The 25,053-nt window shown below is 54.2% G+C and carries 19 protein-coding genes; 16 read left to right on the top strand and 3 right to left on the bottom strand.

What is annotated here, in order from left to right:
* Positions 1–57: 57 nt before the first annotated feature.
* The 9 genes from rpsA (at position 58) to AAEY27_RS14265 (ending at position 10,713) form a co-directional block, all read left to right on the top strand.
* Positions 58–1,731 carry a 30S ribosomal protein S1 gene (gene rpsA / locus AAEY27_RS14305; protein ID WP_017456188.1) on the top strand — a complete coding sequence of 558 codons (1,674 nt, stop codon included), beginning with the start codon at positions 58–60 and terminating at the stop codon, positions 1,729–1,731.
* Between the two features lie 174 nt (positions 1,732–1,905).
* Entirely contained in the window at positions 1,906–2,190 is a 285-nt protein-coding gene (gene ihfB, locus AAEY27_RS14300) for an integration host factor subunit beta (protein ID WP_007374142.1), read from the top strand.
* Between the two features lie 215 nt (positions 2,191–2,405).
* Entirely contained in the window at positions 2,406–4,670 is a 2,265-nt protein-coding gene (locus AAEY27_RS14295) for a ComEC family protein (protein ID WP_342321290.1), read from the top strand.
* Between the two features lie 36 nt (positions 4,671–4,706).
* Positions 4,707–6,455, top strand: a complete 1,749-nt coding sequence (gene msbA / locus AAEY27_RS14290) for a lipid A ABC transporter ATP-binding protein/permease MsbA (protein WP_342321288.1) — start codon at positions 4,707–4,709, stop codon at positions 6,453–6,455.
* On the top strand, positions 6,452–7,429 hold the full coding sequence (lpxK, locus tag AAEY27_RS14285) for a tetraacyldisaccharide 4'-kinase (RefSeq protein WP_342321287.1): 978 nt from the start codon (positions 6,452–6,454) through the stop codon (positions 7,427–7,429). The genes msbA and lpxK overlap by 4 nt, the downstream gene beginning before the upstream one ends.
* Positions 7,430–7,474: 45 nt before the next feature.
* Complete coding sequence (locus tag AAEY27_RS14280) at positions 7,475–8,704, top strand: winged helix-turn-helix domain-containing protein (protein WP_342321285.1); 1,230 nt, start codon at positions 7,475–7,477, stop codon at positions 8,702–8,704.
* 53 nt (positions 8,705–8,757) lie between these two features.
* Entirely contained in the window at positions 8,758–8,940 is a 183-nt protein-coding gene (locus tag AAEY27_RS14275) for a Trm112 family protein (protein WP_342321283.1), read from the top strand.
* Positions 8,937–9,686: a 3-deoxy-manno-octulosonate cytidylyltransferase gene (kdsB, locus tag AAEY27_RS14270; protein ID WP_342321282.1), complete on the top strand. Its 750-nt coding sequence runs from the start codon at positions 8,937–8,939 to the stop codon at positions 9,684–9,686. The genes AAEY27_RS14275 and kdsB overlap by 4 nt, the downstream gene beginning before the upstream one ends.
* Before the next feature lie 133 nt (positions 9,687–9,819).
* Positions 9,820–10,713, top strand: coding sequence for a YcbJ family phosphotransferase (locus tag AAEY27_RS14265; protein WP_342321281.1), 894 nt, complete (start codon positions 9,820–9,822; stop codon positions 10,711–10,713).
* On the opposite strand, the gene elyC is transcribed toward AAEY27_RS14265, so the two are convergent.
* Entirely contained in the window at positions 10,690–11,469 is a 780-nt protein-coding gene (gene elyC, locus AAEY27_RS14260; RefSeq protein WP_342321279.1) for an envelope biogenesis factor ElyC, read from the bottom strand. The two genes, AAEY27_RS14265 and elyC, sit on opposite strands and share 24 nt — an antisense overlap.
* A gap of 118 nt (positions 11,470–11,587) precedes the next feature.
* On the opposite strand from elyC, the gene cmoM reads away from it, so the two are divergent.
* The 7 genes from cmoM (at position 11,588) to AAEY27_RS14225 (ending at position 22,232) form a co-directional block, all read left to right on the top strand.
* Positions 11,588–12,382 carry a tRNA uridine 5-oxyacetic acid(34) methyltransferase CmoM gene (gene cmoM / locus AAEY27_RS14255; RefSeq protein ID WP_342321278.1) on the top strand — a complete coding sequence of 265 codons (795 nt, stop codon included), beginning with the start codon at positions 11,588–11,590 and terminating at the stop codon, positions 12,380–12,382.
* Positions 12,375–13,697: a chromosome partition protein MukF gene (mukF, locus tag AAEY27_RS14250; RefSeq protein ID WP_342321277.1), complete on the top strand. Its 1,323-nt coding sequence runs from the start codon at positions 12,375–12,377 to the stop codon at positions 13,695–13,697. The genes cmoM and mukF overlap by 8 nt, the downstream gene beginning before the upstream one ends.
* Positions 13,678–14,382 (top strand): chromosome partition protein MukE, encoded by a 705-nt coding sequence (mukE, locus tag AAEY27_RS14245; RefSeq protein WP_342321276.1) that lies wholly within the window; start codon positions 13,678–13,680, stop codon positions 14,380–14,382. The genes mukF and mukE overlap by 20 nt, the downstream gene beginning before the upstream one ends.
* On the top strand, positions 14,382–18,830 hold the full coding sequence (gene mukB / locus AAEY27_RS14240; RefSeq protein WP_342321275.1) for a chromosome partition protein MukB: 4,449 nt from the start codon (positions 14,382–14,384) through the stop codon (positions 18,828–18,830). The genes mukE and mukB overlap by 1 nt, the downstream gene beginning before the upstream one ends.
* 184 nt (positions 18,831–19,014) lie before the next feature.
* Positions 19,015–20,820 (top strand): L,D-transpeptidase, encoded by a 1,806-nt coding sequence (ldtD, locus tag AAEY27_RS14235; protein ID WP_342321274.1) that lies wholly within the window; start codon positions 19,015–19,017, stop codon positions 20,818–20,820.
* Positions 20,821–21,009: 189 nt separating this feature from the next.
* Positions 21,010–21,558 (top strand): YcbK family protein, encoded by a 549-nt coding sequence (locus AAEY27_RS14230; protein WP_342321273.1) that lies wholly within the window; start codon positions 21,010–21,012, stop codon positions 21,556–21,558.
* Between the two features lie 26 nt (positions 21,559–21,584).
* Positions 21,585–22,232, top strand: coding sequence for an MBL fold metallo-hydrolase (locus tag AAEY27_RS14225; RefSeq protein WP_342321271.1), 648 nt, complete (start codon positions 21,585–21,587; stop codon positions 22,230–22,232).
* 43 nt (positions 22,233–22,275) lie between these two features.
* Here AAEY27_RS14225 and AAEY27_RS14220 read toward each other — a convergent pair whose 3' ends face one another.
* A complete protein-coding gene (locus tag AAEY27_RS14220) occupies positions 22,276–23,466 on the bottom strand; it encodes an amino acid aminotransferase (protein ID WP_342321269.1) in 1,191 nt (396 codons plus the stop codon).
* Between the two features lie 186 nt (positions 23,467–23,652).
* Positions 23,653–24,741, bottom strand: coding sequence for a porin OmpF (gene ompF / locus AAEY27_RS14215; protein WP_342321268.1), 1,089 nt, complete (start codon positions 24,739–24,741; stop codon positions 23,653–23,655).
* Between the last annotated feature and the right edge of the window lie 312 nt (positions 24,742–25,053).

The following is a 25,053-nucleotide window of genomic DNA, read 5'->3' as shown; positions in this document are numbered from 1 at the left end:
CCCATCCGGCATGAAGCCAGGTGGACGTTAAATTGAAGAATCCTGAAGATTATCAATATGACTGAATCTTTTGCTCAACTCTTTGAAGAGTCCCTGAAAGAAATCGAAACCCGCCCGGGTTCTATCGTTCGTGGTGTTGTTGTTGCTATTGACAAAGATGTAGTACTGGTTGACGCCGGTCTGAAATCTGAGTCCGCCATTCCGGCAGAGCAGTTCAAAAACGCCCAGGGCGAGCTGGAAATCCAGGTTGGTGACGAAGTCGACGTTGCTCTGGATGCAGTAGAAGACGGCTTCGGTGAAACCCTGCTGTCCCGTGAAAAAGCTAAACGTCACGAAGCTTGGATCACGCTGGAAAAAGCTTACGAAGACGCTGAAACTGTTACCGGTGTTATCAACGGCAAAGTCAAGGGCGGCTTCACTGTTGAGCTGAACGGTATTCGTGCGTTCCTGCCGGGTTCCCTGGTAGACGTTCGTCCGGTCCGTGACACTCTGCACCTGGAAGGCAAAGAGCTTGAATTCAAAGTAATCAAGCTTGACCAGAAGCGTAACAACGTTGTTGTTTCCCGTCGTGCGGTTATCGAATCCGAAAACAGCGCAGAGCGCGATCAGCTGCTGGAAAACCTGCAGGAAGGCATGGAAGTTAAAGGTATCGTTAAGAACCTCACTGACTACGGTGCATTCGTTGATCTGGGTGGCGTTGACGGCCTGCTGCATATCACTGATATGGCATGGAAACGCGTTAAACATCCGAGCGAAATCGTAAACGTTGGCGACGAAATCACTGTTAAAGTGCTGAAATTCGACCGCGAACGTACCCGTGTATCTCTGGGCCTGAAACAGCTGGGCGAAGATCCGTGGGTTGCTATCGCTAAACGTTACCCGGAAGGCACCAAGCTGACTGGCCGCGTTACCAATCTGACCGACTACGGCTGCTTCGTTGAAATTGAAGAAGGCGTTGAAGGTCTGGTTCACGTTTCCGAAATGGATTGGACCAACAAAAACATCCACCCGTCCAAAGTTGTTAACGTTGGCGATGTAGTGGAAGTTATGGTTCTGGATATCGACGAAGAACGTCGTCGTATTTCCCTGGGCCTGAAACAGTGCAAATCCAACCCGTGGCAGCAGTTCGCTGAAACCCACAACAAGGGCGACCGCGTTGAAGGTAAAATCAAGTCTATCACTGACTTCGGTATCTTCATCGGCCTGGACGGCGGTATCGACGGCCTGGTTCACCTGTCTGACATCTCCTGGAACGTTGCAGGCGAAGAAGCAGTTCGTGAATACAAAAAAGGCGACGAAATCGCAGCCGTTGTTCTGCAGGTTGACGCAGAGCGTGAGCGTATCTCTCTGGGCGTTAAACAGCTCGCAGAAGATCCGTTCAACAACTACGTTGCACTGAACAAGAAAGGCGCAATCGTAAACGGTAAAGTCACTGCAGTTGATGCTAAAGGCGCAACCGTAGAACTGGCTGACGGCGTTGAAGGTTATCTGCGCGCTTCTGAAGCTTCCCGTGACCGCGTTGAAGACGCAACTCTGGTTCTGAATGTTGGCGACGATGTTGAAGCTAAGTTCACCGGTGTTGACCGTAAAAATCGCGTAGTTAGCCTGTCTGTTCGTGCGAAAGACGAAGCTGACGAGAAAGATGCAATCGCTTCTGTTAACAATAAACAGGAAGAAGGCAACTTCTCTAACGCTATGGCTGAAGCTTTCAAAGCAGCTAAAGGCGAGTAATATCAAGCACTCTGAATTATTTACGTTGTAACAGGACGAAAGTCACATAGTTACAACGTGATAGACGATGAGTAACTTGACAGATTACAGGATTCGTCCTGTAATCAATGACAAAGGGCGGCTACGGCCGCCCTTGTTAAAGCTATTAAGCTAATGAAGGAAACCGGAGGAATCATGACCAAGTCAGAATTGATCGAAAGACTTGCAAGCCAGCAATCGCACATTCCGGCTAAGGCTGTGGAAGATGCCGTTAAAGAGATGCTGGAGCATATGGCCTCTACTCTTGCCCAAGGCGAGCGCATTGAGATCCGCGGTTTCGGCAGTTTTTCCCTGCACTATCGTGCACCTCGCACCGGGCGTAACCCGAAAACAGGCGATAAAGTGGATCTGGAAGGAAAATATGTTCCGCACTTTAAGCCGGGCAAAGAATTACGTGACCGCGCCAATATTTATGAGTAAATCTTAGCGAACCGCTAACGTTTAATCGTCGAAAAAGCACCCATTTGGTGCTTTTTTCGTTTTTGCATATCTTCTGTTTCTGAACCCGCCTCGCACAAATTTGTTTCTGCTGTGCAAAAAAACAAAATGTGACCAGCCTGCGCCGCAAAAGAAAAAACGCCGCCGGACATCACTGCCTCTGCGCTTCATACTGCCTGCGTAACATGGAGGTGAGCATGACATTACCTGCGCTGGCAGCCTGTATTACGCTCGGTATTCTGCCGCTCGTATGGCTCCCTGCATTACCGAACTTGTGGAGCATTTGGGGCATCATAATTCTCGGATGTTTGCTTGCGTGTTTGCGCTGGCAGATGCCGCGCTACATCGGTTTCACACTGCTGGCTTTTGCGTGGGGAATACTGGCGGCGATGCAGGCGATTTGGCCGGCGCAGCATCTGCCGGGCGCTCATCGTCAGGTTGAAATTGTTATTACCGAGACCGACAACATGACCCGGCATCAGGGACAAATTGTCCGTCTGAATGGCGAGCGGCTGTTTCCATCGACGGGTATTACCCTTTATGGGCAATATTTGCCAGAGTCGGTATGCACGGGACAGCGCTGGGCAATGACGGTTCGTGTGCGGGCGGTGCATGGGCAACTGAATGAAGGCGGCTTTGACTCGCAGCGTTACGCATTTGCTTCCCATCAGCCGCTTAATGGGCGAATCATCGACGCTCAACTGCAAGACAATCGCTGTAGTTGGCGTGCTGAGTACTTGCAGTCACTCACCCGTACGCTGGATTCCCGGCAATGGCAGCACGTCATACTGGCACTGGGAATGGGTGAACGCTCAACGCTTGCAAGCAACGTAAAAGACATTTTGCGCCAGACAGGTACTGCCCATTTGATGGCTATATCCGGGCTGCATATTGCGTTGTCGGCGATGCTGGGCTGGTTTATCGTCCGGGGTGTGCAGTTTTTCTTTTCAGGTTACGGGATTAACTGGCGCTTACCCTTACTGACAGGGCTGGCATTTGCGGTTTGTTATGCGTGGCTGACTGGGCTACAACCTCCAGCATTTCGCACCGCTATCTCGCTTTCTGTATGGGCGTTGCTGCGGCTTTCCGGGCGGTTGTGGTCACCCTGGCAAGTGTGGATTTGTTGCGTTGGGATGATCCTGTTTACCGATCCGCTCGCCGCGCTGTCTTATAGTCTTTGGTTATCGGCGTTTGCCGTTGCCGCACTGCTATTTTGGTATCAATGGCTACCTGTACCAATAAAACCGCGCTCATGGCTGGGGCAGGCCGCGGTAAACCTGCTTCATTTGCAAGCCGGAATGATGCTCCTCTTACTGCCAATACAACTGTCGATTTTTCATGGCATCAGTCTGAGCTCACTGGTGGCGAATATCGTTGCTATTCCGCTGGTGACCTTTGTTACCGTGCCGATAATCTTGCTGGGAATGGTGCTTCACCTAACCGGGCCGGCATTTATGCAGGAAGCCTGCTGGTATCTGGCTGACCAAAGCCTGGCGGGGTTATTCGCGTTCTTGAGTTGGTTACCGCCGGGATGGCTTAACGTAGATACGCGATGGCAAGGGGTGGCCTGGCTGCCTTGGCTGTTACTGATTGCGGCGCGTTTTCGTTTATGGCGCTCGGTACCCGCCGTATGTTTAGCTTGCTTGACGGCTTTGGCTTTTCCGCTTTGGCATACAGAACGCGCTGGCGGATGGTCCGTGCATATGCTGGATGTGGGGCAAGGGCTGGCGATGGTGGTCGAGCGCAATGGCAAAGCAATTTTGTACGATACCGGTATTGGCTGGCCCGGCGGGGACAGTGGGCAGCAATTGATTGCGCCCTGGCTGCGTTGGCATGCATTGCAACCGGAAGGAATCATCCTCAGCCATGAACATCTGGATCATCGCGGTGGCCTGGATTCATTGATGAAAGTATGGCCGAGGTTATGGGTGCGCAGTCCACTTGGCTGGGCGGGGCACGCTCCCTGTTTTCGTGGCGAAAAGTGGCAGTGGCAAGGATTAACCTTCACTGCACATTGGCCACTCCGTGGGACGCAGACGCAGGGTAACAATCGCTCGTGCGTGGTGAAGGTCGATGACGGCCGCTACAGCATGCTGCTAACCGGCGACGTTGAGGCGCAAGGCGAAATGGCGCTGCTCAGCCGATACTGGACACATCTGCAGTCTACACTTGTGCAGGTGCCTCACCACGGCAGCAATACATCGTCGTCATTACCCTTTGTGCAACGGGTTGGCGGGCAGGCGGCGTTGGCCTCTGCTTCTCGGTACAATGCCTGGCGTTTGCCCTCTTCGAAGGTGATAAAGCGCTATAGCGAGCAGGGTTACCAATGGTTTGACACCCCTCATCAAGGGCAAATAACGGTTTCTTTTACGTCCCGGGGCTGGGAAATCCATAGCTTACGAGATCAACTTTTACCGCGTTGGTATCATCAGTGGTTTGGCGTCCCCAGCGATAACGGGTAGAATATGCGGCTATTTCAACAAGTGCTGGTTTTTTGAATGCATAACGATAAAGATCTCTCCACGTGGCAGACATTCCGCCGACTATGGCCAACTATCGCGCCTTTTAAAGCGGGTCTGATTGTCTCGGCGATAGCGTTAATCCTCAACGCAGCCAGCGATACCTTCATGTTGTCGCTGCTCAAACCGTTACTGGACGATGGTTTTGGTAAAACGGATCGCTCAGTGCTGCTGTGGATGCCGCTGGTGGTGATTGGTCTGATGATCCTGCGCGGAATCACCAGTTATATCTCCAGTTACTGCATCTCCTGGGTCTCCGGGAAAGTGGTGATGACCATGCGTCGCCGCCTGTTCAGCCACATGATGGGCATGCCGGTCATGTTCTTCGACAAACAGTCCACCGGCACACTGCTATCGCGTATCACCTACGATTCTGAGCAGGTGGCGTCTTCTTCCTCCAGCGCGTTGATTACCGTGGTGCGTGAAAGCGCATCGATCATTGGCCTGTTCATCATGATGTTCTGGTATAGCTGGCAGCTCTCAGTGATCTTAATTGTGCTGGCACCTATCGTGTCGATCGCCATTCGTGTGGTATCCAAACGTTTCCGCAGTATCAGCAAAAACATGCAAAACACCATGGGGCAGGTGACCACCAGTGCGGAGCAGATGCTGAAAGGGCATAAAGAAGTGCTGATGTTTGGCGGTCAGAACGTGGAAGCCAGCCGTTTTGACAAGGTGAGCAACAGAATGCGTTTGCAGGGAATGAAGATGGTTTCTGCATCGTCTATCTCTGATCCGATTATTCAACTTATCGCTTCGTTGGCGCTGGCATTCGTGTTGTATGCCGCCAGCTTTCCAAGCGTGATGGAAACGCTAACGGCCGGTACCATCACCGTTGTGTTCTCCTCAATGATCGCCCTAATGCGTCCGTTAAAATCCCTGACCAACGTCAATGCGCAGTTTCAGCGCGGGATGGCGGCGTGCCAGACGTTGTTTGCCATTCTGGATAGTGAGCAGGAAAAAGACGAAGGCACCTACGTTGTTGAACGCGCCCGTGGCGATATCGAATTTCGCAATGTCACGTTCACTTATCCTGGGCGTGAAACGCCAGCGCTGCGCAATATCAATCTGACGATCCCCGCGGGTAAAACCGTTGCGCTGGTCGGGCGTTCGGGTTCTGGCAAGACAACCATGGCCAGCCTGATTACGCGTTTTTACGATATTGATGAAGGAGAAATCCTGTTGGATGGCCGCGATTTGCGTGAATACAAACTCACGTCCCTGCGCGATCAGGTCGCGCTGGTCTCGCAAAACGTGCATCTGTTTAACGATACTGTCGCCAACAACATTGCCTACGCGCGTACTGAAAAGTACAGCCGCGAGGAGGTCGAGCAAGCCGCGAAGATGGCTTATGCCCTCGACTTTATCAATAAGATGGATAACGGGCTGGATACGATGATTGGCGAAAACGGCGTGCTGCTTTCCGGTGGGCAACGCCAGCGTATCGCAATTGCCCGTGCACTGTTGCGCGATAGCCCGATCCTGATCCTCGATGAAGCCACCTCGGCGCTGGATACCGAATCAGAACGCGCCATTCAGGCGGCGCTGAACGAGTTGCAGAAGAACCGCACGTCAATGGTCATCGCCCACCGTTTGTCGACCATCGAACAGGCCGATGAAATTGTGGTGGTGGAAGATGGCCGCATCGTTGAGCGCGGCAGCCATGCCGATCTTCTTGCTCAGCGTGGCGCCTATGCGCAACTTCATAAGATGCAGTTTGGCGAATGATCGCACGCATCTGGTCCGGTGAATCTCCGCTGTGGCTGCTGCTACTGCCGCTTTCCTGGCTCTATGGCCTGGTGAGCGGCGCGATTCGTTTCGCTTACCGTATTGGTCTAAAAAAAGCCTGGCGTGCTCCCGTTCCAGTGGTAGTGGTCGGTAACCTGACGGCAGGTGGTAATGGCAAAACGCCGGTAGTTATCTGGCTTGTCGAGCAGTTACAGCAGCGCGGCATTCGTGTTGGTGTGGTGTCCCGTGGTTATGGTGGCAAAGCAAAACGTTACCCGTTGCTGTTAACGTCAGACACTGCAACCGATCAGGCGGGCGATGAACCGGTGCTGATTTACCAGCGCACTGGTGCGCCGGTCGCGGTTTCCCCGGTTAGAAGCGATGCCGTTAGCGCGATCCTGGCGCAACATCCCGTACAGATTATTGTCACCGACGATGGTTTGCAGCATTACCGGCTGGCCCGTGATATGGAAATCGTTGTGGTGGATGGCGTCAGACGTTTTGGCAACGGCTGGTGGTTACCCGCCGGGCCGATGCGTGAACGCGCCTCGCGATTGAAAAGTGTGGATGCAGTTATCACCAACGGCGGCGTAGCCCACGCGGGCGAAATCCCAATGTATCTGCGTCCTGGGCTGGCGGTGAACCTGGTGACAGGTGAGCGTTGCGAAGTACATGAACTGACGAATATTGTCGCCATGGCCGGTATCGGTCATCCGCCGCGTTTTTTCGCAACGCTTGCACAATGCGGCGCAACCTTGCAACGGACCGTTGCGCTTGCCGATCACCAGGCACTCTCGCTGGCGGGCGTCCAAGCCCTGGTGCAACCGGGTCAGACGCTGGTGATGACCGAAAAAGATGCCGTCAAGTGCCGCCCTTTTGCGCAGGATAACTGGTGGTATTTACCTGTGGATGCACAGCTTGAAGGGCCACAGGTGGAAAAACTATTGCAGGAATTGCTCACTCTGGCGCGCTGACGATGGTTGCATCGGCTGCGCCCTGTTCACTTAACAGGAACTCCTATGTCTGTGCCGCAACTTTCATTGACCGCCGCTCGTCATTTACATCTCGCCGCCCAAGGATTACTGCGTAAACCTTCCCGGCGCGCCAAACCAGACGATATCCTGCCGACTATCCGGCGCATGTCGCTGCTGCAAATTGATACCATCAACATTGTCGCACGTAGCCCTTATCTGGTGCTGTTCAGCCGCCTTGGATCATTCGCGCCACACTGGCTGGATGAGGCTTTGCGTCACGGGGATCTGATGGAATACTGGGCGCACGAAGCCTGCTTTCTGCCACGAGATGATTTTGCCCTGGTGCGCCACCGTATGTTGGCGCCGGATAAGATGGGCTGGAAGTATCGCAAAGAGTGGATGCACGAGCATGCCAGTGAGATTGAGCAACTCATTGCCCATATCCAGCAAAACGGTCCGGTACGTTCGGCTGACTTTGAACACCCGCGAAAAGGCGCCAGCGGCTGGTGGGAGTGGAAACCGCATAAACGCCACCTCGAAGGGCTATTTACCGCCGGGAAAGTGATGGTGGTGGAACGTCGCAATTTTCAACGCGTTTATGACCTGATGGACAGGGTGATGCCGCATTGGGATGACGAACGGGATTTATTGTCGCAGGAAGATGCCGAATACCAGATGCTTGCAAACAGCGCCCGCAGTTTAGGGCTTTTTCGCGCCCAATGGCTGGCGGATTACTACCGCCTGCGCCAACTCGCATTGCCGCTCATGCTGGAAAAACTCGAGCAGGCGCAACAGATTTATCCGGTCAATGTTGAGGGGCTCGGCCCGGCCTGGCTGCACGCTTCTCTGCTAACGCTGCTGGAACAAGCGCAGGCAGACAAACTCACCGCGACACACAGCGCTGTGCTTTCTCCGTTTGACCCGGTTGTCTGGGATCGTAAACGGGCGGAGCAGTTGTTTGATTTCAGCTATCGGCTGGAGTGTTATACCCCCGCGCCCAAACGCCAGTTCGGCTATTTCGTTCTTCCCTTATTGCATCGTGGCCGCCTGGTTGGGCGCATGGATGCCAAAATGCATCGTAAAGAGGGTGTGCTGGAAGTGATTGCGCTTTACCTGGAAGAAGGAATCAAGCCGGGGCTTACGCTGGAAAAGGGGCTGCAAAACGCCATCACTGAATTTGCACGCTGGCAGGGCGCGCAGCGCGTCACTTTTTCACGTCTGCCGGATGGCCTGTTTTCCGCCTTCCGTGCCGGGCTGGACATAGACGCGGCGTGAGAAATGAATATGATAAGCAGAACCCGTTCATCGTCGGTGTATCAGGAGGAAAGATGGATCACCGTTTACTCGAAATAATTGCCTGCCCGGTTTGTAACGGCAAACTCAACTTCACCCAGGATAAGCAAGAGCTGATCTGCAAAGTCGACAGCCTTGCCTTTCCCGTGCGGGAAGGCATTCCGGTGTTGCTGGAAACCGAAGCCCGTTCATTAACCGCGGAAGAGAGTCGTCCATGAGCTTTGTTGTCATCATCCCCGCGCGCTACGCCTCTACGCGCTTGCCGGGCAAGCCGTTAGTTGATATCAACGGCAAACCCATGGTGGTGCATGTGCTGGAGCGTGCCCGCGAATCCGGCGCCGATCGCATTATTGTCGCCACGGACAACGAAGAAGTGATGCACGCGGTGCAAGCCGTCGGGGGCGAAGTCTGTATGACTCGCGCCGATCACCAGTCCGGAACGGAACGCCTTGCGGAAGTCGTTGAGAAATGCGGCTTTAGCGATGATACCGTCATCGTAAACGTGCAGGGCGATGAGCCGATGATCCCACCGGCAATCATTCGCCAGGTGGCGGAAAACCTCGCCGCGCGCCGCGATGTCGGCATGGCCACTCTGGCTGTTCCTATCCACAGTGCGGAAGAAGCATTCAACCCGAATGCGGTGAAAGTGGTCATGGATGCCGAAGGTTACGCGCTCTATTTTTCGCGCGCCACCATTCCCTGGGATCGCGATCGTTTTGCGCTTTCCCGCGAGACCATTGGCGAGACGTTCCTGCGCCATATCGGTATTTACGGCTACCGCGCGGGTTTTATCCGCCGCTATGTCAGCTGGCAAACCAGCCCGCTCGAACAAATTGAGATGCTGGAACAACTGCGTGTGTTGTGGTACGGCGAGAAGATCCACGTTGCGGTGGCAAGCGTCGTCCCCGGCACAGGTGTTGACACCCCCGAAGATCTGGAACGCGTCCGCCAGGAACTGCGTTAATTTCCCATCCCCTCCGCCCGGGGGGGATTTGCCATTCAGGCCAAATTATCACGCTGATTTGATCTCATCAGGGTGACATCTGTGAAAGTGGCGCTCATTATAAAAGCAGTCGTCTTTGTAGGGGCAATCTGCTATGGAACAACTGCGCGCCGAGTTAAGTCATCTGCTGGGAGAAAAATTAAGCCGCATGGAGTGCGTCAGCGAAAAACCTGATTCGGCACTCTGGTCTTTGTATGACAGCCACGGAAACCCCATGCCGCTGCTGGCAAGAAGTTTCACTACGCCAGGCCTCGCACGACAGCTGGCATGGAAGATTTCGATGCTGGCGCGAGGCGGCACGGTGCGCATGCCGGTCGTGTATGGCGTAATGACACACGAAGAGCATCCTGGGCCAGATGTGTTGTTGATTGAACGTCTGCGCGGCGTGCCCGTTGAAGCGCCTGCTCGCACGCCAGAGCGTTGGGAACAACTTAAAGATCAAATCGTTGAAGGGCTGCTCTCCTGGCATCGGCAAGACAGCCACGGTTGTGTCGGCACCGTCGACAGCACGCAGGAAAATATCTGGCCTTCCTGGTACCGTCAGCGCGTAGAAGTGCTCTGGACCACGCTTAATCAATATCAAAACACCGGGTTAACGATGCAGGACAAACGCCTGCTGTTTCGTACCCGCGAATGTCTTCCTGCGTTGTTCGATGGTTTTAACGACAACTGCGTGCTGGTACACGGCAGTTTTAATCTGCGCAGTATGCTCAAAGACGCCCGCAGCGATCAGTTACTGGCGATGGTTGGCCCCGGCATAATGTTATGGGCACCGCGTGAATATGAACTGTTTCGCCTGGTGGAAGGGCCACAGGCGGAAGGCCTGCTCTGGCATTACTTGCAGCGCGCGCCCGTCGCGGAATCTTTCCTCTGGCGGCGCTGGCTTTATCTGCTGTGGGATGAAGTGGCGCAGTTAGTCAATACCGGGCGGTTCAACCGCACCAACTTTGATCTGGCTTCGAAATCACTGATCCCCTGGCTGGTCTGAGCTACCTTTTAGCCACTGCCAGATCCGTCCCAATGTTTCATAACCGACCCGGTCGCTGTGCATCAGCCAGACCGGGGACGGGATCACGCGCTCCCACGGGTTGAGCGGCGAGGCGATGGCCAGTTGGTTTGCCGGTGCGGGTAGCGGTTTCAGCCCGGCATGCTGGAAGAAAATCATCGCGCGCGGCAGATGGGACGCCGAGGTCACCAGCAAGAAGGGAGCATCGCCAATTGCTTGTTTCACCGCTATTGCTTCTCGTTCGGTGTCTTTTGGCTGATCCAGCGTAATGATCTCGCTGCGCGGTACGCCCAGGCTTTCCGCGACGCGGGCGCCCGCTTCTGCGGTACTGACCGGGTTGGTAGTCGCCGCCGCGCCCGTAAAGATCAACTTCGCGCCGGGGTTGGCCTGCCACAGACGAATCGCCTCGGTTAAGCGCGGCAAGCTGTTGCTAATCAGATTTGAACTCGGCGCCCAGGCGTCATTCCAGGTATAACCGCCGCCCAGCACCACTATGTATTTCACCTGCTGGGTTCCGCGCCAGGTGGGGTAGGTATCTTCGATGGGTTTTAACAGGCGATCCGCGACGGGTTGCAAGCTCAACAGGAATAAAACCAGCCAGCCGAGGCTGATGAACACCTTGCCGGTTTTTTGCCAACGGCTAAACCAGACCAGCGCAATGCCTAAGCCTATCAACAAAAGCAAAAATGGCAGGGGCAGCATCAAGCCGCCAATGTATTTTTTGAGCGTGAAAAGCACCGTATCCGTCTCCTTTTTGAGCATACAGCAGGCGTTTTCGGCCGATCTTACACCAGATGGGTTCATTATCGGCACGGCTGTGACAAAATAGCGGTTTTGCCAGGAGCGTGGAGCGTCCATGAAGGATCGCAATTTCGACGACATCGCTGAGAAATTCTCGCGCAATATTTACGGCACGACCAAAGGCAAGCTTCGCCAGGCGATCCTGTGGCAGGATCTCGACGCGCTGCTGGCGAAAATGGGCAGCGGCCCGCTGCATGTGCTTGATGCCGGTGGTGGAGAAGGGCAAACGGCGATCCGCATGGCGCAATTGGGTCATAACGTGACGTTATGCGATGTGTCGAAAGAGATGATCGCCCGCGCTCAGGCTGCGGCAAACGAGAAAGGTGTGAGCGGTAACATGCATTTTGTACAATGCGCCGTTCAGGACGTTGCTCAGCATTTGGAATCCCCCGTTGATCTGATATTGTTCCATGCGGTGCTTGAATGGATCGCGGAACCCATCAATGTACTGAATATCTTATGGTCGGTTTTAAGACCGGGCGGTACGTTGTCGTTAATGTTTTACAATGCCGACGGTCTGCTGATGCACAACATGGTGGCGGGGAATTTTGACTACGTACAAGTCGGTATGCCGAAACGTAAAAAACGTACTCTTTCCCCAGATTATCCGCGTGCACCAGCGGACGTTTATGCCTGGCTTGAGCAGATTGGCTGGCGTATCACGGGCAAAACCGGTGTGCGCGTCTTTCACGATTACCTTCGTGAAAAGCACCAGCAGCATGACTGTTTCGACGCGTTACTCGAACTTGAAACGCGTTATTGCCGCCAGGAACCTTATATTAGTCTCGGCCGTTATATTCACGTGACAGCGCTTAAGCCACAAATCGATGGAAGGACAAACGATGAGTGAATTTTCCCAGACAGTCCCCGAACTGGTTGCCTGGGCCAGAAAAAATGATTTCTCCATCTCGCTGCCGGTCGACAGGCTCTCTTTCTTGCTGGCCGTCGCCACGCTCAACGGTGAGCGTCTGGACGGAGAGATGAGCGAAGGTGAACTGGTCGATGCTTTTCGCCACGTCAGTGAAGCGTTTGAGCAAACCAGCGAAACCATCACTCAGCGCGCTAACAATGCCATCAACGATATGGTGCGCCAGCGTTTGTTGAACCGCTTTACCAGCGAACTGACGGAAGGCAATGCCATTTATCGCCTGACACCGCTGGGCATTGGCATCACGGATTACTACATTCGCCAGCGCGAATTTTCCACGCTGCGCCTCTCCATGCAACTGTCGATTGTGGCGGGCGAACTGAAACGCGCCGCCGATGCCGCAGAAGAGGGGGGCGACGAGTTTCACTGGCACCGCAACGTCTACGCACCGTTGAAATATTCCGTCGCGGAGATTTTCGACAGTATCGATCTGACTCAGCGCGTGATGGATGAACAACAGCAACAAGTGAAAGACGATATCGCGCAGTTACTGAATCAGGATTGGCGCGCCGCGATTTCCAGTTGCGAACTGTTATTGTCAGAAACTTCCGGCACGCTGCGCGAATTGCAGGATACGCTGGAAGCCGCCGGGGATAAGCTGCAAACCAATTTGCTGAGCATCCAGGATGCGACAATGGGCCGCGATGATCTGGAGTTCCTCGATCAACTGGTGTTCAACTTGCAAAGCAAGCTGGACCGCATTGTTAGCTGGGGCCAGCAGGCGATTGACCTGTGGATTGGTTACGATCGCCACGTTCACAAATTTATCCGTACCGCGATTGATATGGATAAAAACCGCGTCTTTGCGCAGCGTCTGCGTCAGTCGGTGCAAACCTATTTCGATGCGCCGTGGGCGTTGACCTATGCCAGCGCCGACAGGCTGCTGGATATGCGCGATGAAGAGATGGCGCTGCGTGACGAGGAAGTCACCGGCGAGCTGCCGCCGGATCTGGAGTTCGAGGAATTTAACGAAATTCGCGAGCAACTGGCGGCGTTGATTGAGCAACAACTGGCGATTTACAAAACCAAAGGTGTGCCGCTGGATCTCGGCCTGGTAGCCCGCGAGTATCTGGCGCAATATCCGCGCGTGCGTCATTTCGACATTGCGCGCATCGTGGTTGATCAGGCGGTACGCCTTGGCGTAGCGCAAGCAGATTTCACCGGCCTGCCACCGAAATGGCAGCCGATTAATGATTACGGAGCCAAGGTACAGGCGCATGTCATCGACAAATATTGAACAAGTGATGCCGGTTAAACTGGCACAGGCGTTGGCAAACTCTCTGTTTCCGGCGCTGGACAGCGCATTGCGCTCAGGAAGACATATCGGCCTCGACGAGCTGGATAATCACGCCTTTCTGATGGATTTCCAGGAGTATCTGGAAGAGTTTTACGCGCGCTATAACGTTGAACTTATCCGCGCACCGGAAGGTTTCTTCTACCTGCGTCCACGCTCCACCACCCTCATTCCACGTTCGGTGCTTTCCGAGCTGGACATGATGGTCGGCAAAATTCTCTGTTATCTCTATCTCAGCCCGGAACGCCTGGCCAACGAAGGGATTTTCACCCAGCAAGAGCTGTACGACGAACTGCTGTCGTTGGCAGACGAACCGAAGTTGCTGAAGCTGGTAAACAACCGTTCTACCGGTTCGGATCTCGATAAACAAAAGCTGCAAGAAAAAGTGCGCTCTTCGCTAAACCGCCTGCGCCGTCTTGGCATGATCTGGTTTATAGGCAACGACAGCAGCAAGTTTCGTATCACCGAATCCGTGTTCCGCTTTGGCGCGGATGTGCGTTCGGGCGATGATCCGCGCGAAGCGCAACTGCGTATGATCCGCGACGGTGAAGCGATGCCTGTCGAAAACCATCTGCAGCTCAATGATGAGCCTGAAGACAATCAGCCGGATAGCTCGGAGGAAGAGTAATGATTGATCGCGGTAAATTTCGTTCGCTTACGCTGATTAACTGGAACGGCTTTTTTGCCCGTACCTTTGACCTCGATGAGCTGGTTACCACGCTTTCCGGGGGTAACGGTGCCGGGAAATCCACCACCATGGCGGCGTTTGTTACGGCGCTGATCCCCGATTTGACGTTGCTGCACTTTCGTAACACCACCGAAGCGGGCGCGACCTCTGGCTCTCGTGATAAGGGCCTGCACGGTAAGCTGAAAGCGGGCGTCTGTTATTCCGTGCTGGATGTGATCAACTCCCGCCATCAGCGCGTGCTGGTGGGCGTGCGTTTGCAGCAGGTTGCCGGTCGCGATCGCAAAGTGGATATCAAACCCTTTGCGATTCAGGGGCTGCCAACGTCTGTATTGCCAACACAACTGCTGACGGAAACGCTGAATGAGCGCCAGGCGCGCGTGCTATCGCTGCAAGAAGTGAAAGACAAACTCGACGCCATGGAAGGGGTGCAGTTCAAGCAGTTCAACTCCATCACCGATTACCACGCGCTGATGTTCGATTTGGGCATCGTGGCGCGTCGCCTGCGTTCCGCGTCGGATCGTAGCAAGTTCTACCGCCTGATTGAGGCCTCGCTGTACGGCGGGATCTCCAGCGCCATTACCCGTTCTTTGCGCGACTATTTGTTGCCGGAAAACAGCGGCGTGCGCAAAGCCTTCCAGGATATGGAAGCGGCACTGCGCGAAAACCGCATGACGCTGGAAGCGATCCGCGTCACGCAGTCCGATCGTGACCTGTTTAAGCACTTGATCAGCGAAGCCACCAACTATGTGGCGGCGGATTATATGCGCCACGCCAACGAGCGTCGGGTGCATCTGGACAAAGCGCTGGAGTATCGTCGGGATCTGTTTAGCTCGCGTCAGCAGCTGGCGGCGGAGCAGTATAAACACATCGATATGGCGCGCGAGCTCTCTGAACATGCCGGTGCCGAAGGGGATCTGGAAGCGGATTATCAAGCCGCCAGCGATCACCTGAACCTGGTGCAAACCGCGTTGCGTCAGCAAGAAAAAATCGAGCGTTACGAAACGGATCTTGAAGAGCTACAAATCCGTCTCGAAGAACAGCATGAGGTGGTGGCGGAAGCCGCCGAGCGCCAGGAAGATAACGAAGCCCGCGCCGAAGCCGCCGAGCTGGAAGTGGATGAGCTGAAAAACCAGTTGGCCGATTACCAGCAGGCGCTCGATGTTCAGCAAACTCGCGCGATCCAATACAACCAGGCATTGCAGGCACTGGAGCGGGCGAAAGCGCTTTGCCAATTGCCGGATTTGACGGCGGAAAGCGCCGATGAATGGTTGGAAACCTTCCAGGCTAAAGAGCAAGAAGCAACGGAAAAACTGCTGTCGCTGGATCAAAAAATCAGCGTCGCGCAAACCGCGCACAGCCAGTTTGAGCAGGCCTATCAACTGGTGGCGGCCATTAACGGTCCGTTGGCCCGTAATGACGCCTGGGAAGTGGCGCGCGAATTGCTGCGCGATGGCGTGAACCAGCGCCATTTGGCGGAGCAGGTTCAGCCGCTGCGCATGCGTTTGACCGAGCTGGAACAGCGTCTGCGCGAGCAACAGGATGCCGAGCGTTTGTTGGCTGAGTTCTGCAAACGGCAGGGTAAACAGTTTGACGCCGAAGAGCTGGAAACGCTGCATCAGGAACTGGAAGCGCAAATCGCCGCGCTCTCTGACAACGTCGCCGCCGCAGGCGAACAGCGTATGGCGTTGCGCCAGGAGCTGGAGCAGTTGCAGTCGCGCATTCAGTTGCTAACCAAACGTGCGCCAGTGTGGCTGGCGGCGCAAAGCAGCCTGACACAATTGTGTGAGCAGAGCGGTGAGCAGTTCGAATCCGGTCAGGATGTTACGGAATATATGCAGCAATTGCTGGAGCGTGAGCGCGAAGCCATTGTTGAACGTGACGAAATCGGCGCGCGTAAACGCGTGGTCGATGATGAAATTGAACGCTTAAGTCAGCCAGGCGGTGCGGAAGATCCGCGTCTGAATGCGCTGGCCGAGCGTTTTGGCGGCGTGCTGCTGTCGGAAATTTATGACGATGTTAGCCTCGACGATGCGCCGTATTACTCGGCGCTGTATGGTCCGTCGCGCCATGCGATCGTCGTACCGGATCTGTCCCAGATTTCGGAGATGTTAGAAGGTCTGGAAGATTGCCCGGAAGATCTCTATTTGATCGAAGGGGATCCGCAGTCCTTCGATGACAGCGTGTTTAGTGTCGATGAGATGGAAAAAGCGGTGGTGGTGAAAATCGCCGATCGCCAGTGGCGTTACTCCCGCTTCCCGACGCTGCCGCTGTTTGGCCGCGCCGCGCGCGAAAACCGTATCGAAAGCCTGCATGCAGAGCGCGAAGAATTGGCGGAACGTTTTGCCACGCTCTCTTTTGATGTGCAGAAAACGCAGCGCCTGCATCAGGCGTTCAGCCGTTTTATCGGCAGCCATTTGGCCGTTGCGTTTGAAGACGATCCGGAAGCGGAAATCCGCACGCTGAGCAGCCGCCGTGGCGAGCTGGAACGGGCTATCAGCAATCATGAAAACGACAATCAGCAGAACCGCGTGCAGTTTGAACAGGCGAAAGAGGGCGTTGCCCAGCTTAACCGCCTGTTGCCTCGCGTAAGCCTGCTGGCTGACGATACTCTCGCGGATCGCGTGGACGAAATCCAGGAGCGTCTGGATGAAGCCCAGGAAGCGGCGCGCTTTATTCAGCAGTTTGGTAACCAACTGGCGAAACTCGAACCGATGGTTTCCGTGCTGCAAAGCGATCCGGAGCAGTTTGAACAGTTAAAGGCCGATTATGCGACGTCTCAGCAGGTGCAGCGCGATGCCCGTCAGCAAGCCTTTGCGCTGGCGGAAGTGGTGCAGCGCCGTGCGCACTTCAGCTATTCCGATTCGGCCGAAATGTTTAACGGCAACAACGATCTTAACGAGAAGTTGCGTCAGCGGCTGGAACACGCGGAAGCGGAACGTACCCGAGCACGCGAAGCGATGCGCAGCCATGCCGCGCAGTTCGGTCAGTACAACCAAGTCCTGGCGTCGCTGAAGAGTTCGTTCGATACCAAAAAAGAGCTGCTTAACGATCTGCAAAAAGAGTTGCAGGATATCGGCGTTCGCGCCGACGGCGGCGCGGAAGAGCGCGCGCGCATTCGCCGCGACGAACTGCATGCGCAGCTTTCCTCCAACCGTGCGCGCCGTAACCAGCTGGAGAAAGCAATCACCTTCTGCGAAGCGGAAATGGACAACCTGACGCGGAAATTGCGCCGCCTTGAGCGCGATTACCACGAAATGCGTGAGCAAGTAGTGACCGCCAAAGCGGGCTGGTGCGCGGTGATGCGCATGGTAAAAGACAACGGCGTTGAGCGTCGTTTGCACCGCCGCGAGCTGGCGTATCTCTCCGCCGACGAACTGCGTTCCATGTCGGATAAAGCCCTCGGCGCGTTGCGTCTGGCGGTGGCCGATAACGAGCATCTGCGCGATGTGCTGCGCATGTCGGAAGATCCGAAACGCCCGGAACGTAAGATCCAGTTCTTCGTTGCTGTGTATCAGCATCTGCGCGAGCGTATCCGCCAGGATATTATTCGCACCGACGATCCGGTTGAAGCCATCGAACAGATGGAAATCGAACTGAGTCGTCTGACCGAAGAGCTGACCTCCCGCGAACAGAAACTGGCGATCAGTTCCCGCAGCGTGGCAAATATCATTCGTAAAACCATCCAGCGCGAGCAGAACCGCATTCGCATGCTGAACCAAGGGCTGCAAAGCGTCTCCTTTGGCCAGGTGAACAGTGTGCGCCTCAACGTGAACGTGCGGGAAACCCATGCCACATTGCTGACGGTGCTTTCTGAACAGCACGAGCAGCATCAGGATCTGTTTAATAGCAGCCGCCTGACCTTCTCGGAAGCGCTGGCGAAGCTGTATCAACGCCTGAATCCGCAAATCGATATGGGGCAACGCACGCCGCAAACCATCGGTGAAGAGCTGCTGGACTACCGCAACTATCTGGAGATGGAAGTGGAAGTTAACCGTGGTTCCGACGGTTGGTTGCGTGCGGAATCGGGCGCGTTGTCGACCGGGGAAGCGATCGGTACCGGCATGTCGATTCTGGTAATGGTGGTGCAGAGCTGGGAAGATGAAGCCCGTCGTCTGCGCGGCAAAGATATTTCGCCTTGTCGTCTGCTGTTCCTTGATGAAGCGGCACGTCTTGATGCTCGCTCAATCGCAACGCTGTTTGAATTGTGCGAGCGTCTGGAGATGCAGCTGATTATCGCGGCGCCGGAAAATATCAGCCCGGAAAAAGGCACCACCTATAAACTGGTGCGTAAAGTCGTGCAAAATAACGAGCATGTACACGTTGTCGGGCTGCGCGGGTTCGCCGCACAGCTTCCGGAAACGTTGCCTGGCACGGCGGATGCGTCGTAACGGCATTATTTGATATAAGGGCGGCAGAAATGCCGCCCTTTTTGTTATCTGAAAATCGTTGCCAGCCGATGTTTAATCTTTAAACTTCTTTACACTAGGGAAGGCAAATGCTTTTTTGTCTTTATATACTGAGAGAAAGGTGACGAACCCGTCACATGCAATGTGAGAGAACAGGGGGCAAGGGATGTTGCTTAAGAAGTCGTATGGTCGTCGAATGTCAGCATTAAGTTTGTGTCTGGCATTTGCATTCGCTCCACTGTTTAACGTGCAGGCCGATGAGCCTGAAATAGTCCCGGTGGACACCTCGGCAACGCCGGGTGAACAACCGACGATGCTACCGCAGCCGCTGGAACAATCTCCCGCGACCGCGATGATGATCGGCGTGAAACCTTTCCCTGCCGGTGTTTCCGTTGCTGATGCGCGCGCACAATTGCAATCGCAATTGCCCGCCAACTGGACGCCGGTCTATATGGATCAGCTTGCGGCGCTGTACGCGGCGCGTGGGCAGCAGCTGATGTGGGAAAACCGCGATGCGGTGCAGGCATTCCAACAGCAGCTGGCCGAAGTGGCGATTGCCGGTTTCCAGCCGCAATTCACTACTTGGGTAGAATTGTTGACCGATCCTAGCGTGACGGGTATGGCGCGAGACGTTGTGCTCTCAGACGCGATGATGGGGTACTTGCATTTTGTCGCCGGTATCCAGGCGAAAGGTCAACGCTGGCTCTACAGCGATAAACCTTACACGCTTGCTACGCCGGCTATCTCCGTGATCAATCAGTGGCAATTAGCGCTCGATAACGGTTCGCTGCCGTCATTTATTGACAGCCTTGCGCCGCACCATCCGCAATATACGGCCATGCATCAGTCCTTACTGACGCTGGTGGGAGATTCCCGCCCGTGGCCGCAAATCACCAGTACGACAACGTTACGACCGGGCCAGTGGAGCAAAGATGTGCCTGCGCTGCGCGAGATTCTGCAACGCACCGGCATGCTGGATGGCGGGCCGGACATCGCCTTGCCTGGCGATAACAACGTTGCTGTCAGCCCTTCCGCGCAGACTGAGAAGAAAACGCAGCAAACACGCGCGGCCTATGACCGTACGTTGGTGGACGCGGTTAAACGCTTTCAGTCCTGGCAAGGGCTGCATGCTGACGGCGCGATTGGTCAGGCGACGCGTGACTGGCTGAATGTCAGCCCGGCGCAGCGTGCGGGTTTGCTGGCGCTCAATATCCAGCGTTTGCGTTTGCTTCCGGCCACGCTCTCCACCGGCATTATGGTTAACATTCCGGAATATTCACTGGTCTATTACCTCAACGGTAACCAGGTTCTGGCTTCCCGAGTCATCGTAGGTCGCCCGGATCGTAAAACGCCAATGATGAGCAGTGCGTTGAATAACGTAGTGGTGAACCCGCCGTGGAACGTGCCGCCGACGCTGGCGCGTAAGGACATTTTGCCGAAAGTCTGGAACGACCCGACTTACCTTGAACGCCATGGTTACACAGTGTTGCGTGGCTGGAACAGCAAAGAACCGATTGATCCGGCGATGGTCGACTGGGCCACCATTACGCCATCCAACTTACCGTTCCGCTTCCAGCAGGCGCCGGGCGTGCAGAACTCGTTAGGGCGTTATAAGTTCAACATGCCGAGTTCAGATGCAATCTATTTGCATGACACGCCGAACCATAACTTGTTCCAGAAACAGGCGCGCGCGCTGAGTTCTGGCTGCGTGCGGGTGAATAAGGCCTCTGAATTGGCCAACATGCTCTTGCAGGATGCGGGCTGGAATGACACGCGGATTTCCGATGCGTTAAAGCAGGGGAATACCCGCTACGTTAATATTCGCCATGATATTCCTGTCAATCTGTATTATTTGACGGCGTTTGTCGGTGCTGATGGTCGCACGCAATATCGTACAGATATTTACAATTACGATCTGACAGCGCGATCGGGCGCACAAATCTTGCCAAAAGCTGAACAATTAATCAGGTAAATGAAGCAGTTTGCGACATTCTGTTGTCGTAAAAACAGGCAAATAACGGGCCTTTTAGTCTACAGAGCCCGTATTTGCTGGGAAGAGGCAGCCTTGACGCGGCGTTTTTTGCCCGGTAAGGTGCCTCTCGTGCGCTAAAGAAGTGCATAAATAACGTTCAATTCTGTTTTATCTGTAGACCTGATTATCATGGATAAATTTGACGCTAATCGCCGCAAACTGCTGGCGTTGGGTGGGGCCGCTCTCGGTGCCGCCATGCTACCAACATCGGCATTTGCCACCCTTTCCACGCCGCGCCCGCGTATTCTGACGCTGAATAATCTGCATACCGGGGAATCTATTAAAGCTGAGTTCTTTGATGGTAAAGGCTATATTCAGGAAGAATTAGCAAAGCTTAACCATTTTTTCCGTGATTACCGCGCGAACAAAATTAAAAGCATCGATCCTCAGTTATTCGACCATCTTTTCCGTTTGCAAGGGCTGCTGGGAACAAGCAAACCCGTGCAACTGATCTCGGGTTACCGCTCATTAGGCACCAATAATGATCTTCGCGCGCATAGTCGCGGGGTAGCAAAGCACAGCTATCACACCAAAGGTCAGGCCATGGATTTCCACATCGAAGGGATTTCTCTGAGCAATATTCGCAAAGCTGCGTTATCTCTGCGCGCTGGTGGTGTAGGATACTACCCCAGCAGCAACTTTGTGCATATTGATACCGGGCCGGTAAGGCACTGGTAAAACTCAGGCTGAGCTACAGGAGCAGTATGAACTATCGTATTATTCCGGTTACCGCGTTCTCCCAGAATTGTTCGCTTATCTGGTGTGAACAGACGCAACTCGCTGCCGTGGTTGATCCCGGCGGAGACGCAGAACGCATTATTCAGGAAGTGGACGCTTCCGGTGTGACGCTGACGCAAATCCTGCTTACGCATGGTCACCTCGATCACGTAGGCGCAGCGGCTGCATTAGCGCAGCATTATGGTGTGCCGATTATCGGCCCGGAAAAAGAAGATGAGTTCTGGCTGCAAGGTTTACCCGCTCAGAGCCGTATGTTTGGTTTGGATGAATGCCAGCCGCTGACGCCCGATCGCTGGTTGAATGAAGGCGACAGCGTGACGGTAGGAAAGGTCAACCTGCAAGTGCTGCACTGCCCAGGGCATACGCCGGGGCACATTGTGTTCTTCGACGCGCAGTCGCGTTTGCTGGTTTCCGGCGACGTGGTCTTTAAAGGCGGTGTAGGGCGCAGCGATTTCCCGAAAGGTAACCACGCGCAACTGATTGATTCAATCAAACGTAAGTTGTTGCCGCTGGGCGATGACGTGACCTTTATTCCGGGGCACGGTCCTCTCTCAACGTTGGGGAATGAGCGGTTACACAACCCCTTCCTGCAAGATGAACAACCGGTTTGGTAAATAAAAAAGGGTCGCCCAGGCGACCCTTTCTGTTTTGCGCGGCTTACAGCACAGCGACAATCGCTTCGCATAGCGGAGACATATTGTCCGGCGTCATGCCCGCGACGTTGATACGCCCGGATGCCACGGCGTAGATGCCAAACTCTTCACGCAGACGCAGCACCTGATCTTTGGTCAGGCCGCTGAATGAGAACATCCCATTCTGTCGGGTGATAAAGCTGAAATCACGATTAGCCCCTTTTTCCTGCAATGTGTTCACAAACAGCAGACGCATACGCTGGATGCGTTGGCGCATGTCCGTCAGCTCCTGTTCCCAGATAGCACGCAGTGTCGGATTGCTGAGGATGGTTGCGACCACAGATGCACCGTGGGCCGGCGGGTTGGAATAGTTAGCGCGGATCACCGCTTTCATCTGGCTGAATGCGCGATCGGCGCTTTCTGCATCGGCGCAAACTAGGGTACAGGCACCGACACGCTCGTTATACAAGCCAAAGTTTTTCGAGAATGAGCTGGCGACCAGCAGTTCTTTATGCAGCGCGGCAAACGCCCGTAGACCTTCGGCGTCCTCTTCCAGACCGCGCGCAAAGCCCTGGTAAGCGAAATCGAACAGCGGCAGCCAGCCTTTCTCTACAGAAAGCTTTGCCAGCGTTTCCCACTGCTCAAGCGTAGGATCGATACCCGTCGGGTTATGGCAGCAGCCATGGAACAGCACCACGTCGCCTGCCTGCGCCTTGTTCAGACTGGCCAGCAGGCCGTCGAAGTCCAGTGCGTGATTCTGCGCATCGTAATAAGTGTATTCACACACTTCCAGACCGGCGGAATTAAACACGCCTTTATGGTTCGGCCAGCTTGGGTTGCTGACCCAAATGCGTTTTGCCGTGGTGTTTTTGGCGAGGAAATCTGCTGCGACGCGCAGACCACCGGTACCGCCAGGGGTTTGCGCCGTGCGCGCTCGTTTGTCATTGATAATCGCGCTGCCTTTACCGAACAGCAGTTCCTGCGTGCAACGGCCAAATTCAGGAATACCGTCGATGCCGAGGTAATTTTTGGTGGTTTCATTTTCCAGCAGATAAAGCTCTGCTTTTTTCACACTGGTCAGGACCGGGGTCTTACCGGTTTCGTCTTTATAGACACCAATACCTAAGTTGATTTTATTAGGGCGTTCATCGGCGCGAAACAAATCGGCCAGGCCCAGAATAGGGTCGGCAGGGGCAGCGGTAATATTCTCAAACATGACGAGGTTCCATTTTGATGACAGAAGGGAAATCCGTTATCAGGTTAACGGCTGACACAGGAATTGCCAACCGTTTGCGATAAAAAGCGCGACACTTTTCAAAAGTCTTAAGTCTTTATCTCGCAGACATAAAAAAACAGGGCCGAAGCCCTGTTTGATATGCATATAACAGTCGAGGTTGACTGATTAGAACTGGTAAACGATACCTACAGCAACGGTGTCGTCAGAAGCCAGGCCCAGTTTGTTGTCGTCATCGATCTGGTTGATGATGTAGTCAACATAGGTGGACATGTTTTTGTTGAAGTAGTAAGTCGCACCTACTTCGATATAGTTCAGGTAATCTTCGTTGCCAACATCCTCAACATCTTTCGCTTTGGATTTGTAGTAAGCGATGGACGGACGCAGACCGAAGTCGAACTGGTACTGTGCAACGACAGAGAAATCCTGGGTTTTGTTAGCAAGGCCGCCAGAGATACGAGCTGCGTTGCGCATTTCACCATACAGTGCTGCCAGGTAGATGTTGTTAGCATCATATTTCAGACCAGCGGCCCACTGCTCAGCTTTATCTCCGTGACCACGAACCAGAGGGCTCTGCTGTGCGTCGGTACGGTCTGCTGCACCGTAGCCACCCACGATACCGAAGCCTTCGAAATCGTAGCTCAGAGAGGTCGCCCAGCCGTCGCCGTTAGAGCGCTGGATATCAGAGAGATCATCTGTAACAGCACTTGTTGCGCGCTCGTTTTTACCCAGGTACTGAACACCGAAGTTCAGGCCGTCAACCAAGCCGAAGAAGTTGCTGTTGCGGTAGGTAGCCAGGCCACCGTTACGGCCAGCAAAGAAGTTGTCGCTTGCGCCAGTTTCGCCACCGAACTCTGGCAGCATATCGGTGATGCCGATTGCGTCGTAGACCAGACCGTAGTTACGACCGTAGTCGAAAGAACCTGCATCGCCAAATTTCAGACCAGCAAATGCCAAACGGGTTTTGTTGCCGTTCAGCGCATCAGTACCGCCTTCAGAGTTGCTACCCTGGAAGTGGTATTCCCACTGGCCGTAACCGGTCAGTTGATCGTTGATTTTGGTTTCGCCTTTGAAGCCCAGACGAGCATAAGTCTGATCGCCATCGTTGCCAGCGTTGTCAGAGAAGTAGTGCAGACCAACAGCTTTACCGTAGATATCTACTTTGTTGCCGTCTTTGTTATAAACTTCTGCAGCGTTAGCTGCACCGGCTACCAGCAGGGCAGGGATAACCACTGCCAGGATATTGCGCTTCATCATTATTTATTACCCTCATTGGTTTTTTTTGAACACCTGCCACTGCCGCCAATAAATTCCGTCAATAAATATTTACGGAACTATTGATGAGAGTTTGGTGTCTTTCTGTGTCTGAGAGGCATCTTTCCAAACATGTAAACGTTTCGCTAGCCTGAAAGTGCTACAAATGTCTTAAAGGAGTAACAAAAAGAAATATTGTGTAATATTTTGTGAATTTAACGGAACTTTGTGAACCATCTCAAAATTCCGAACAGACTGCTGGCAAAATGAGCGTTTCCTTTCCTATTTATATGAATTACTTATATTTAATTGAGA

Origin of the sequence: Kosakonia sp. BYX6 (genome assembly GCF_038449125.1) — a bacterium.
GTDB classification, from domain to species: domain Bacteria; phylum Pseudomonadota; class Gammaproteobacteria; order Enterobacterales; family Enterobacteriaceae; genus Kosakonia; species Kosakonia calanthes.
This window is presented reverse-complemented; position numbering and strand designations above follow the sequence as displayed.